Below are 12684 nucleotides of genomic sequence, written 5' to 3'. Positions count from 1 at the left end.
AGGGGTGCATCACGCGGCGGGTACTCGGTACTCCCCAGGGGAAGCGGCAAACCGATCACCGGCCCGGGAGGCGGACATGAGCGACGAGAACATGGCGGACGACGTCTACCAGCCCACTGGCGGCAACGAGGAGCAGGAGGACGCCGCTCCGCTGGATCTCCAGGACGCGGTGGACGAGCGCACGTACGACGACATGCTGGATGAGGGCTACTCCCCGCCGGAGAAGCCGCTGGGCGTCACCAAAACGGGTATCACGGCGGCCGAGCAGCATGAGGGTGAGTCCCTCGACGAGAGACTGCGACAGGAGGTTCCCGACGTGGAGGAGCCGGCCGGAGACGGTATCGGCGACCTGCCCGACGGCGAGGGCGAACCACGCGACCCGGAGGCCGGTACGGGCCGCGCCGGCCGCCTTGTGGCGCCGGACGAGGGCGCGCACACGGACACCACCAGGGAACTCGTCGCCGAGGACCAGGGCATCGACGGCGGAGCGGCGGGTGCCGAGGAGGCCGCGGTCCATGTCGTGCCGGACGACCAGTTGCCACCGGCGGACGAGCGCGGGGAATGACACGTCCCGCGCCAGGCGCGTGGGTGTGGTGTGGGTGTGGGTGTGCTCAGGCTCCTGTGGCAGGCAGGCAGGCAGGCAGGCAGGCAGGCAGGCAGGCAGGCAGGCAGGCAGGCAGGCAGGCAGGCAGGCAGGCAGGCAGGCAGGCAGGCAGGCAGCGGTGATGGTGGGACGGCGGTCGTCGGTACCGTGGCACGTGTCGGCCGTGCCAGGCCGAGGAGAGTGCCGGCTTCGCGGTGCCGCCTCGAAGACGGCTCCCTGACACCCGACGCCTGACACCCCGTGCCGCCCGGGGTCCGGCCGTCACAGCCGGACCCCGCTGGAAGCTCCCGCGGGTGCCTGCGCGTCGGGTGGTACCCGGCACGGTGGTGGCCGGGCCGGACGTCAGGCGTTGCCCAGGGCGGCGAGGCCGGCCATCAGGGCCAGTCGGCTCGCGCGGACGTGGTCCCGCATCACCCGCTCCGCGCTGTCTCCGTCCTTGGCGATGATCAGTTCGACGACGTTGTGGTGCTCGCGGTCGGACTGCAGGGCGCGGCCGGGCTGGCTGAGCGAGGTCATCACGAGCCGGGAGTAGGCCAGCTGGTTCATGAGGATGCGGTAGTGCGCTTCGAGCTTGGCGTTGTCGGCGCCGGTGATCAGCAGGTCGTGGAACTCCTCGACGAGTTCGGCGTAGCGCGCCTTGTCGTCGGCCGCGACGGCGGCGTCGGCCTCGACGAGGTTCTCCTCCAGGCGGTCGAGCTCGGGTACCCGCCCCCGCCGCGCCAGCAGCCTCGCGGCCGCGCCTTCGAGCAGCTCCTTCATCTCGAACAACTCGGTTATCTCGCGGCGCGAGGGCGCGGTGACGAACGTCCCCACACGGGGCCGGATCTCGACGAGCCCCTCGGTCTGCAGCTGTTTGAGCGCCTCGCGCACGGGAGTGCGGCTGACACCGAAGGACTCGGCCAGTGCGATCTCCGACAGGCTGCCCCCCGCCGGGAGTTCACCGCTGATGATGCGGCGACGCATCTCAGTGATCACCCGGCCCTGCGCACTCCCGTTGTCGGCCGCCTGCTTCGCCTTACTCATCTGGCCTTCCCTCGATCGGCTCGATGCATGGGATCAACGTAGAGCGGTGAGCGCACCGCCGTCGAAGAAACCCCGGGCGCTGTAGACCAGCGGTGTGCGGTCACTGACTTCCGCGTCCACGACACGTCATGGTCATCGATGCTCCCCTACAGAGATGATGCCGAGTGCGGCGAGGAGCGTACGAGGGTCCCAGGTGACGTACTCCTCGGCCACCAGGCCGTCTTCGAAGCGGGCGAAGGCGGCCCCGTCGACCTGGACGGACCGCTTGGTCGGCGGTACGCCGAGGAAGGAATTCTCGTGCCGACCGGAGCTGTGCCAGCGCACCGCCGGGCGGTCGCCCTCCGCCACGATCTCGTCGATGGTCGTGACGAGATCGGGGAACGCCGAGCGCGCGGCGAGGATCGACGCAGTGCGACCGGCCCGACCCGGCGCTGGTCGAGCAGTTCGAGCAGGTACTCCGCCACGCGCGGCCCGGCGACGTCATCGTGGTGTCCGCCGGCGAGTACGCCGAGGTGGGCTCCTTCGGCGACGTCCTGGCCAACGCGTGTGTGGCCGCGGGACTCGGCGGCCTCGTCACCGACACGGGGGTACGGGACACCCGGGAACTTCGCGAACTCGGCTTCCCGGTCGGCGGAGGGTGTCGTGCCGGGCACGAGTTGGTTGCGGCACGGTCTTCCCGCCCGGATACCGCGGACACCGGGGCAGTATGACGACGTATGAGCAGAGACCGCTACGTCGACTTCCTGCGCGCCTGGGCGATCGTCCTCGTGGTGCTCGGCCACTGGCTGATCACCGCCTTGGTGCGCGGACCCGGCGGTGAGATCACCGCGCCGGAGCTGCTGGCGGTCGTTCCCTGGACCCAGTGGCTGACCCTGGGCTTCCAGATCATGCCGTTGTTCTTCCTGGCCGGCGGGCACGCGGCGGGCGGTTCCTGGCCACGCGCCCGCGCCGCGGGCGGTACGCCGGCCGGATGGGTGGCGCGGCGGGCGGTACGGCTGCTGCTTCCGGCGGGTGTGTACAGCGCTCTGGTGCTGCTCGCCGTCGGGATCTGCGCGGCGGTCGGCGTGGATCCGGGCGTGCTCGCGATGGTGGGCTGGGCCATGGCCATGCAGTTCTGGTTCCTTCCGGTGTACCTGCTCCTCAGCGCCCTGACACCGGCGCTGTACGCGGCGCACCGGCGCTGGGGGCCGGCCGTCCCCCTGGGTCTGGGCGTGACCGCCCTGGTGGTCGGAGCGCTCGTGGTGGCGGTGCACGCGCCGTACGTCGGGCTGCTCAACTACGTGCTCGTGTGGGGCGTGGCCTACCAGCTGGGCTTCTGCTGGCGGGACGGCCTGCTGACCGGACGCCGGGCGGTGGCGCCCGCGATGGCGGCGTGCGGAGGGCTGGCCTTCGCGGCACTGGTCGGCCCCGGACCCTTCCCGGTCAGCCTGATCCTGGTGACCGGGCAGGACCCGAGCAACACCGATCCACCGTCCGCGGCGATGCTGGCATGGGCGGTGGCCCAGGTGGGCCTGTGCCTCCTCGCCGCACCGGCCGTCCGGCGGCTGCTGGAACGGGAGCGGGTGTGGCGTGTGGTGCGCCCTGTGGGCGGCGCCAGTATGACGCTGTATCTGTGGCACATGCTGCCGGTGCTGGTCGTCGCAGCCGCGTTCTACCTGACGGGGCTGGCGCCTCAGCCCGCCTTCGGATCCGGGGCGTGGTGGGCGCTGCGGGTGCCCTGGCTGCTGGTGCTGGGCGTCGTCCTGGCCGGTGTCGTGGGAGCGTTGCGGCCCCTGGAGCGCGGGCTGGGGGCGCTGTACGACCGGATCAGTCCGCCCGCCGACCTGCGCCGCTCCTGGCCGCTGTGGCTGGGCCTCACCGCGTGCGTCGCCGCTCTGGCCCGATTCGCCGTACAGGGCTTCGCACCCGACGGCCGGTTCCCCGTCCTGCCCGCACTGGGTCTGGTGCTGGGCACGCTCCTGGTGGTGCTTCCCGGGCATACGGAGCCACACCGCGCCGAGAAGCCCGAGGACGCCCTGGAGGAAGCGGCCTGACAGCCGGTCGGCCACCGCGGGGGACGGAAGACGATCGCCGCCGTACGGACCGGTGATCCGTACGGCGGCGATGCCCTGTCGGCCCCGGGACCGTACCGGGGCCGACATGCCGAGGGGCCGAGGCCGAGGAGGTGCCGTCGCCGTGCGGAAGACGGGAGGATCCGCACGGCGACGGCGTCCGGCCGGCCCAGGGGACCGGGTGGGGCCGACGTGTCAGGGGCGGCTGGTCAGATAACCGCCCATGGAGGTGAAGTACTCCGCCGCGGGCAACTCCCGGCCGTCCTCGGTCCGTACGCGTGTGATGGCCAGACCGTGGTTGCGGCCCGTACGGGCGTCGGCTCCGGCGACGATCACCACGCCCTCGCCCTCGCGGTAGAAGATCCGGCCGGGGGTGCCGCCGTACCGGCCCTCGGAGACGACCGCCGCCAGGACTTCGAGGCGCTTTCCCTTGTGGAAGGTGTAGGTGCTCGGGTACGGCTCGGACTGGGCGCGGACCAGGCGTTCGAGGTCCGCTGCCGGCCAGGTCCAGTCGATACGGCTGTCCTCCAGGGACCGCTTGTGGAAGAAGCTCGCCTGCGACCGGTCCTGCCGGGTGAACTCCGTCTGCCCGGAGGCGATGAGGTCGAGCGCGCCGATCGTGACCGGGGCGATGAGGTCGACGGTCTTGTGGAAGAGGTCGGTGGCGGTGTCCGTGGGTCCGACCGCGACCGCCTCCTGCCGGACGATGTCGCCGGCGTCGAGCTCGTCGTTCATCATGTGCGCGGTGACGCCCACTTCGGGCTCGCCGTTGATCAGGGCCCAGATCAGCGGGGAGAAGCCGGCGTACTTCGGCAGCAGCGAGTCGTGGACGTTCAGCGTGCCGTGGCGCGGCAGGTCGAAGATGCGCGGGGGGATCCACGTGCGCCAGTTGTTCGCCACGATGATGTCCGGGTCGGCCTCCTTGAGACGCTCGAACAGCTCGTCGTCGTCAGGGCGGTTGCGGATCAGCACCGGGACGCCGTGCTCCTCGGCGAGGTCGGCGACGGAGTCGCTCCAGATCTTCTCGTACGCGTGCTCGCTCTTGGGGTGCGTCACGACCAGGACCACGTCGTGTTCGGAGTCCAGGAGGGCTTGCAGGGTGCGGTGCCCCCAGGTCTGGTAACCGAACATGACGACCCGCATGGGGTTCCTCCTCAAGGCAGGGATTGACCAGGGGCAAGTAAAGCAAGGCTTACCTTAGTTTGCAATGGGGGTCTCTGATACCCCAGTTGGGGGGCGCTGGTGCCCTGTTGGGCGTTTCGGCCTATCGACAGCCTTGCGGATTTAGCTTAGGCTCACCTAAGTTGTCGGCTGCCGCTCCGTCGGCGTGCCCACCTTTCGTACCTGCCCCACGCCTGACAGGCGACTGCCCCCGCACGATGGGAGTGACATGTCACAGGTTCTTCCTGGTGACGCGAGCCCGGTCCACGACCTCATTGGTATCGGCTTCGGACCGTCCAATGTGGCCATGGCGATCGCACTCAGCGAGCACAACGCACGTGCCGACAGGCAGGAGGCGATCACCGCTCACTTCTTCGAGCAGCAGCCGAGCTTCGGCTGGCACCGCGGCATGCTGATCGACGACGCGACCATGCAGGTGTCCTTCCTCAAGGACCTGGTGACGCTGCGGAACCCGGCGAGTGAGTTCAGCTTCCTCTGCTACCTGCAGAGCAAGGACCGGCTGATCGACTTCATCAACCACAAGAACCTCTTCCCGCTGCGGGTGGAGTTCCACGAGTACTTCGAGTGGGCCGCGGCCAAGGTCGAGGACATGGTCTCCTACGGCCACGAGGTCGTCGGTGTCGCGCCTGTCGTCCGTGACGGAACCGTGGACCACCTGGAGGTGACGGTCCGTTCGGGCGAGGGCCTCGAGGTCCACCGGGCCCGCAACCTCGTCATCGGTACCGGGCTGCGTCCCCTCATGCCGGAGGGCGTGGAGCGCGGCGACCGCGTCTGGCACAACTCCGAACTGCTGGCGAAGGTCGACGGGTTGGAGGGCACCTCACCCTCCCGGTTCGTCGTCGTGGGCGCCGGGCAGAGTGCCGCCGAGAACGTCGCCTACCTGCACCGCCGCTTCCCCGATGCCGAGGTCTGCGCGGTCTTCTCCCGCTACGGCTACAGCCCCGCCGACGACAGCAGCTTCGCCAACCGGATCTTCGACCCCCAGGCGGTCGACGAGTACTTCGCCGCGCCCGAGGACGTCAAGCGCCGGCTGATGGACTACCACGGCAACACCAACTACTCCGTGGTGGACATCGACCTGATCGACGACCTGTACCGGCAGATGTACCAGGAGAAGGTCCTCGGCACCGAGCGGCTGCGCTTCCTCAACGTCTCCCGGCTCGTCGACGTCAAGGAGACGCCCGACAAGGCCCGTGCCACCGTGAGGTCCCTCGTCACCGGCGAGGAGACGCTCCTGGACGCGGATGTCGTGGTCTTGGCCACCGGCTACGCCCCCGCCGACCCCATCGGACTCCTCGGCGAGGTCGCGGACCGCTGCCTCCGCGACGACGAGGGCCGCGTCCGCGTCGAGCGCGACTACCGCATCGCGACGGATCCCGACCTGCACTGCGGCATCTACCTGCAGGGCGGCACGGAGCACACGCACGGCATCACGTCGTCCCTGCTGTCCAACACCGCCATCAGAGTCGGCGAGATCCTGGACTCGCTCCTCGACCGGGGCGCCAAGTCCGCCTCCGGTCAGGCCCGGCAGGTCGCCGACGAAATCGGCAGCACGGCCCGTTAGTCCGCCCACCTGATCTCCCACACACCGCCGCGCCCCGCCTGGTGCACCGCCCCCGGCAGGCGTGGCGGCCCTGTGCAGGGAACGTCCGTGTCCGCTCTGCCAAGGGACCAGAGCGGAGGCGGAGTTGTGGGCACACCCCTGCCTGAGCTCGGGTGGCCCCACCGACCCGCGTCCCAGTGGATCAAAGGGATAACGTACGTCGACATGGGCACGACTGCAGTTGAGCGCCCCGTGGCCAGGGGGGCAACGGAGGCCCGTCGGCGACGGGTTGTGGGTTTGGTCACGCTTGTGGTGATCCTCGTGACCGCGGGGGCGGTGTCGTTGGCCGTCGGTGCGCGCGCGTTGAGCCCCGCCGAGGTGTGGCACGGGTTGTTCCCGGCGCCGGACACCGACCAAGCCGACCAGCGGCTCACCGAGATCAGGCTCATCGTGCAGACCGTGAGGGTGCCCCGGACGGTGCTCGCGGTCGTGGCGGGCATCGCCCTGGGGGTCGGCGGGGCGCTGATCCAGGGGTACACGCGCAACCCGATCGCCGACACGGGCCTGCTGGGGGTGAACTCCGGCGCCTCGTTCGCCGTGGTGACGGTGATCGCCGTGTTCGGGTTCTCCAACCCGTTCCAGTACGTCTGGTTCGCCTTCCTGGGGGCCGCCGTCGCCGGTGTCGTCGTGTTCGGGCTGGCGAGCATCGGCCGCGGGGCCGGCAACCCGTTGACGCTCGCCCTGGCCGGGCAGGGGGTCACGGTGTTCCTCGCGGCGATGACCACGGCGGTCGCGCTGACGGACAACGCGTCGCTGAACGCGCTGCGGTTCTGGAACGCGGGCTCCGTGGCCGGTGTCGGATTCGACGTCATCTGGCCGGTGGCCGTGTTCGTCGCGGTCGGGCTGGTGCTGGCACTGACCACGCTGCCCGCCCTCAACCTGCTCAACCTGGGTGACGACGTGGCGCGCGGGCTGGGAGTGAACATCGCCCTCAGCCGGACCGTCGGCATCGTCGCCATCACCCTGCTGGCCGGCGCGGCGACGGCGGCGTGCGGCCCCATCGCGTTTCTCGGGCTCATGGTGGCCCATGTGGCCCGGTATCTGACCGGGCCCGACTACCGCTGGCTGGTGCCGTACGCGGGTCTGCTCGGAGCACTCGTCCTCCTGGTCTGTGACATGGTGGGGCGCCTGGTGGTGCGGCCGGGCGAGTTGGACGCGGGAATCGTCGTCGCGCTCCTCGGCGCCCCGTTCTTCGCGGTTCTGGTGTGGCGCGGAAAGTTCAAGAACGCATGAACGGGACAGACGTGAAGCCGGACGGGGCAGACGTGAAGCCATCGGTGGCGCCGGGCGTTCGGCTCGGCCATGTGTCGTTCGTGTGGCGGCCCTGGATCGTCCTCGTCACGCTGCTGCTGGCGGCGGCGACCTTCGTGGTGTTCTGTCTGTCCATCGGTGTCGGGGACTTCCCCATCGGCCTGCCCCAGGTGATCGCCACGATCCTCGGCCGGGGCGAGCAGGTCGACGAGTTCGTGATCATGGACCTGCGTATGCCGCGGGCCCTGGCCGGGCTCGTCGTGGGGATCGCGCTGGGGATCTCGGGGGCGATCACGCAGTCCATCGCGCGCAACCCGCTGGCCAGCCCGGACATTCTGGGGATCACCACGGGCGCCGGCGCGGTCGCGGTGTTCCTGGTGACCGTGTCGGGCGGGACCGCCGCGGCGATCGTCAGCTCAGTGGGCCTGTCCGCGGCGGCGCTCGCGGGCGGTCTCGGTACGGGTCTGCTCGTGTATTTCCTGGCGTGGCGACGCGGGATCGACGGCTTCCGGCTCATCCTCATCGGTATCTCGGTGAGCGCCGTGATGCAGGCGATCACGACCTGGCTGCTAGTCAAGGCCGACATCAGGGACGTGGCCCGGGCCCAGGTGTGGTTGGTCGGCTCGCTGGACAACCGGTCGTGGGACGAGGTCCGGGTGGCGCTCTGGGGCACGGTCGCGCTCATGGTCGTCGTGGCGGCGGTCGCGTTCCAGTTCAAGCCGATGCACCTCGGCGACGAGGTCGCCGCGGGCCTGGGTGTCCGGTACTCGACGGTGCGGGCGATCCTGCTGCTGTGTGCGGTCCTGCTGGCCGGTGTGGCGGTGAGCGCGGCGGGCCCGGTCCCGTTCGTCGCGCTGGTGGCGCCTCAGGTCGCGATGCGTCTGGCGCGGTGCCCGACACCGCCGATGGTGGCCTCCGGGCTGGTGGGGGCGCTGCTGCTGATCGGCGCGGACCTGGTCGCGCGCACGGCGCTGCCGGTCAGTCTGCCGGTCGGTGTGGTCACCGCCGTGATCGGCGGCCCCTTCCTCGTGTACCTGCTGGTGCGGGCCAACCTCCGATAACTGATACAAAGGTTAGGCGAACCTAAATAAAGGGGGGCTTGTGGCCGCTCAGTCCATCACCGAGGTCAAGTCCGGGGCCGGGTCCGGGGTTGACGACGCCTCGCGGCTGGCAGCCAGGGGTGTCACGGTCGGGTACGGCGGACGGACCGTCATCGACGACCTCGACGTGGCGATCCCGCCAGGAGTGATCACCACGATCATCGGCCCCAACGGCTGCGGGAAGTCGACCCTGTTGCGGACCCTGTCGCGGCTGCTCAAGCCGGCCAGGGGAACGGTCGTGCTGGACGGCGAGGACATCGCCGGGCTCAGGACCAGGGACGTGGCGAAGAAGCTCGGCCTGCTGCCGCAGGCCCCGGTCGCGCCGGAGGGGCTGACGGTGTCCGACCTGGTCGCCAGGGGCCGCCATCCGCACCAGAGTTGGCTGCGGCAGTGGTCGTCGGACGACGCCGCCGTCGTGGAGCGCGCGCTGGCCATGACCGGGGTGTCCGACCTGGCCGACCGCCCGGTCGACTCGCTGTCCGGCGGGCAGCGCCAGCGTGTCTGGATCTCGATGACGCTGGCTCAGGGCACCGATCTGCTGCTGCTGGACGAGCCGACCACGTATCTCGACCTGGCGCACGCCATCGACGTGCTCGACCTGGTGGACGACCTGCACGAGTCGGGGTGCGCCGTGGTCATGGTGCTGCACGACCTCAACCTGGCCACGCGCTACAGCGACAACCTCATTGTGATGAGGGAGGGTTCGATCCTGGCGCAGGGTCACCCGCGTGACGTGATCACCGCCGAGTTGCTGCAGGATGCGTTCGGACTGCGCGCCAAGGTGATCGACGACCCGGTGGGCGACCGGCCGCTCATCGTGCCGATCGGCCGCGCTCATGTGCAACTCGACCCAGCCACGTCAAAAATGAGCCAAAGTTAGGCTAGGCTAACCTCATCTCCGCAAGGTAAGGTTTGCCTGCCCTTATACAGGGGTGCAGCGGATGGCGCGAAAGTAAGGGATCTCGGATGTTCCTCCATCGAACGACGCTTATGAAGCCTTGGCGGCGGTTTGCGGCGATAGTGTCCGCCGCGACTCTCGGCGTCGGTCTCCTCGCGGGATGCGGTTCCGACTCGGCGGACAAGCAGAGCGAGAGCGACAACACCCAGGCCGCCTCGGCCGGCGCGTTCCCGGTCACCGTGGAGCACTTCTTCGGGTCCACCAAGATCACCGAGGCCCCGAAGCGCGTCGTCACCGTCGGCTACACGGACGACCAGACCGTCCTGGCCTTCGGCATCAAGCCGGTCGGCATGACCGACCAGTACCCGAACCCGGAGGGCCAGAGCCCCGACATCAACACCCAGTGGCCTTGGGTGAAGGACGCGTGGGGCGACACGAAGCCCGAGGTCATCATGAAGAACGGTGACTCCGGCCCCAACTTCGAGAAGATCGCGGCCCTGCGCCCCGACCTGATCATCGCGGTCTACTCCGAGGTCGACCAGGCCGCCTACGACAAGCTCTCCAAGATCGCTCCGACGGTGGGCCGCACCAAGGCCGAGAAGGAGCCCTTCAGCGCGCCGTGGCAGGACAACGCGCTGCAGATCGCCAAGGCCGTCGGCAAGGCCGAAGAGGGCCAGAAGATGGTGGAGGCCGTCCAGGCCCAGCTCGACGCGGCCAAGAAGGAGCACCCCGAGTTCGGGGACGAGACCGCCGTCGCGCTGTCCTGGTACGAGGGCAAGGTGTCGCCGTTCACCTCCACCGACGTACGCGGACGCCTGGTGACGGGCATCGGCTTCAAGTACCAGACCGAGATCGACAAGGTCGCGGACGGCAGCTTCTACACCCAGCTCTCCCCTGAGCGCATCGACCTGGTCGACGTCGACCGCATCTTCGTCATCAATGACAAGGCGGACACGGAGGCGCTGAAGAAGTTCAAGCTCTTCGGCAACCTGGACGCCGTGAAGAAGGGCAAGGTGTCGTACCTGCTGGACAGCGAGGGCCCGGCGGTCGGCGCGGCCATCTCCCAGGGCACCCTGCTGTCCATGCCGTACGCGATCGACGAGCTCGTCAAGTCGGCCGGCTAGGTGGTGAGCGCCACTGACACGCGCGTCGCCCCGGCGACCCTGCGCACGGCGACCGGACGCGAGGCCACCCGATGGGTCGCGGCGCACTGCCGCGAGGTGCCATGGCTGACGGTCGCCACCGTGGTCACCACGGTGGCCGGGGCGGCGCTCCAGGTGCTCCCGGTGCTTCTGCTCGGCAGGGTGGTCGACGGAGTGGTCGAGGGCGAGTCGCGGTCGGTCCTGGTCACGATCGGGGCCCTGATGGTGGCCGCCGCGCTTCTCGGCGCGGCGGCCACCGCGGTGTCGACCTACCTGATCGGGCGACTGGGCGCCGACCTGCTCGCGACGCTGCGGGAAGGCGCCGTACGGGCGGTGCTCGGGATGCCGAGCGCGCGGATCGAGCAGGTCGGCCGGGGAGACGTGCTCTCCCGGGTCGGTGACGATGTCGCCGTCATCTCCAAGGGCGTCCGCACGGCCATCCCCACGGTGTTCTCGGCGGGGGTACTGGTCGTCATCGCCACGGTCGGCATGTTCGGCCTCGACTGGCGGCTCGGCCTGGCGGGCGCCGGCGCGCTGCCCGCGTACGCACTGGCCCTGCGCTGGTATCTCCCCCGGTCCGCCCCGCTCTACCAGAAGCAGCGGGTGGCCCAGGCCGACCGTGCGCAGGCGCTGATCAGCGGCCTGAACGGGATCGACACGGTCCGGGCGTACCGCCTCGAGGACGCGTTCCGCGAGAAGGTCACCAGTGAGTCGTGGCGGGTGCGCGAACTCGGTATCGAGGTGTTCCGGTTCTTCGGCCGGTTCGTCGGCCGGGAGAACCGCGCCGAGTTCATCGGGCTGGTCCTGATCCTCGTGGTGGGATACGCCCTGCTGGAGACCGATGCCGCCACGCTGGGCGAGGTGTCGGCGGCCCCGCTGCTGTTCCACCGGCTGTTCACCCCGCTGGGCTCGATCATGTTCACCTTCGACGAGGCGCAGAAGTCGGGCGCGAGCCTGACCCGGCTGGTCGGGGTGCTGGGGGAGTCCTCGGAGGACCGTCTGGTGGGTGACGCGACCGTGGTGCCCGCGCATGTCGAGCCGTGCTCGGTGACGGTGGAGGGGGTGACGTTCCGTTATCCCGGTACCGAGGAGCCGGTCCTCCGGGACGTCAGCCTGACGATCCCGGCCGGTGGTTCGCTCGCACTGGTGGGGGCGACGGGTGCGGGCAAGACGACCCTGGCCGCGCTGATCGCGGGCATCGGGACCCCGGAGGCCGGGTCGGTGCGCGTCGGGTCGACCGACCTCGCCGGTCTGGACGAGGCCGGGGCGCGGGCCCTGGTGAGCATCCTGACGCAGGAGACCCATGTGTTCTCCGGTCCGCTCGCCGAGGACCTGCGGCTGGCCGCGCCGAAGGCGACCGACGTCGAGCTGATGGACGCGATGCGCACGGTCGGCGCCGACGGATGGGTCGACGCGCTGCCCGACGGGCTGGACACCATGGTCGGCGAGGGCGGTGAGCGCCTCGACGTCACGAAGGTGGCTCAGATCGCCCTGGCGCGGCTGGTGCTGGGCCGGGCACCGGTGGTGGTGCTCGACGAGTCGACCGCGGAGGCGGGCAGCGAGGGCGCCGCGGAGCTGGAGCGGGCCGTACTGGCCGCGTGCTCGGGCCGTACCACGCTGTTCGTGGCGCACCGGCTGACCCAGGCGATGGCGGCGGACCGGATCGCCGTGCTGGACGCGGGACGCGTCGTGGAGCAGGGGACCCACGAGGAACTGGTGGCTCTGGGCGGCCGGTACGCGCGCCTGTGGCGGGCCTGGCGAGAGGGCAGCCAGGGGTAGTTAGGTAAACCTAATTTAGGTTAGGCTAACTTTCATACTCTGGAAGGGACG

11 protein-coding genes and 1 pseudogene are annotated in these 12684 nt (G+C 70.0%); 9 read left to right on the top strand and 3 right to left on the bottom strand.

All coding sequences use genetic code 11. The features are described from left to right. The first annotated feature begins 76 nt into the window (after window positions 1-76). Window positions 77-565 (top strand): DUF5709 domain-containing protein, encoded by a 489-nt coding sequence (locus FNH04_RS02225; RefSeq protein ID WP_152779746.1) that lies wholly within the window; start codon window positions 77-79, stop codon window positions 563-565. A 381-nt stretch (window positions 566-946) separates the two neighbouring features. Here FNH04_RS02225 and FNH04_RS02215 read toward each other — a convergent pair whose 3' ends face one another. Continuing rightward, window positions 947-1627 (bottom strand): GntR family transcriptional regulator, encoded by a 681-nt coding sequence (locus FNH04_RS02215; RefSeq protein WP_152779744.1) that lies wholly within the window; start codon window positions 1625-1627, stop codon window positions 947-949. Window positions 1628-1759: 132 nt separating this feature from the next. Then, window positions 1760-2053 (bottom strand): annotated as a pseudogene (locus FNH04_RS02205) (ester cyclase); the annotation flags it as partial. Window positions 2054-2058: 5 nt separating this feature from the next. Between FNH04_RS02205 and FNH04_RS02200 the strand changes: the two are divergent. Further along, entirely contained in the window at window positions 2059-2337 is a 279-nt protein-coding gene (locus FNH04_RS02200; RefSeq protein ID WP_228030986.1) for an RraA family protein, read from the top strand. A gap of 6 nt (window positions 2338-2343) precedes the next feature. Beyond that, on the top strand, window positions 2344-3660 hold the full coding sequence (locus FNH04_RS02195; protein WP_152779742.1) for an acyltransferase family protein: 1317 nt from the start codon (window positions 2344-2346) through the stop codon (window positions 3658-3660). Between the two features lie 213 nt (window positions 3661-3873). Here FNH04_RS02195 and FNH04_RS02190 read toward each other — a convergent pair whose 3' ends face one another. Further along, window positions 3874-4821 (bottom strand): methionyl-tRNA formyltransferase, encoded by a 948-nt coding sequence (locus tag FNH04_RS02190; protein ID WP_152779740.1) that lies wholly within the window; start codon window positions 4819-4821, stop codon window positions 3874-3876. Between the two features lie 247 nt (window positions 4822-5068). Here FNH04_RS02190 and FNH04_RS02185 point away from each other — a divergent pair, with 247 nt between their 5' ends. The 6 genes from FNH04_RS02185 (at window position 5069) to FNH04_RS02160 (ending at window position 12633) form a co-directional block, all read left to right on the top strand. Beyond that, on the top strand, window positions 5069-6424 hold the full coding sequence (locus FNH04_RS02185; protein WP_152779738.1) for a lysine N(6)-hydroxylase/L-ornithine N(5)-oxygenase family protein: 1356 nt from the start codon (window positions 5069-5071) through the stop codon (window positions 6422-6424). 204 nt (window positions 6425-6628) lie between these two features. Beyond that, the gene (locus FNH04_RS02180) at window positions 6629-7696 is read left to right on the top strand and encodes a FecCD family ABC transporter permease (RefSeq protein ID WP_152779736.1); all 1068 of its coding nucleotides are present in this window, start codon (window positions 6629-6631) and stop codon (window positions 7694-7696) included. Next, window positions 7693-8775 (top strand): FecCD family ABC transporter permease, encoded by a 1083-nt coding sequence (locus FNH04_RS02175; protein ID WP_152779734.1) that lies wholly within the window; start codon window positions 7693-7695, stop codon window positions 8773-8775. Before FNH04_RS02180 ends, FNH04_RS02175 begins: the two co-directional genes overlap by 4 nt. A gap of 40 nt (window positions 8776-8815) precedes the next feature. Beyond that, window positions 8816-9694: an ABC transporter ATP-binding protein gene (locus tag FNH04_RS02170; protein ID WP_322722447.1), complete on the top strand. Its 879-nt coding sequence runs from the start codon at window positions 8816-8818 to the stop codon at window positions 9692-9694. Between the two features lie 86 nt (window positions 9695-9780). Continuing rightward, window positions 9781-10836, top strand: coding sequence for an ABC transporter substrate-binding protein (locus FNH04_RS02165; RefSeq protein ID WP_152779732.1), 1056 nt, complete (start codon window positions 9781-9783; stop codon window positions 10834-10836). 3 nt (window positions 10837-10839) lie between these two features. Further along, a complete protein-coding gene (locus FNH04_RS02160) occupies window positions 10840-12633 on the top strand; it encodes an ABC transporter ATP-binding protein (RefSeq protein WP_322722445.1) in 1794 nt (597 codons plus the stop codon). The last annotated feature ends 51 nt before the right edge of the window (window positions 12634-12684 follow it).

It is taken from the genome of Streptomyces phyllanthi, from assembly GCF_009377205.1.
Taxonomy (GTDB): domain Bacteria; phylum Actinomycetota; class Actinomycetes; order Streptomycetales; family Streptomycetaceae; genus Streptomyces; species Streptomyces phyllanthi.
The sequence above is the reverse complement of the archived record's forward strand: the minus strand, read 5'-3'. Positions and strand labels throughout refer to the sequence as shown.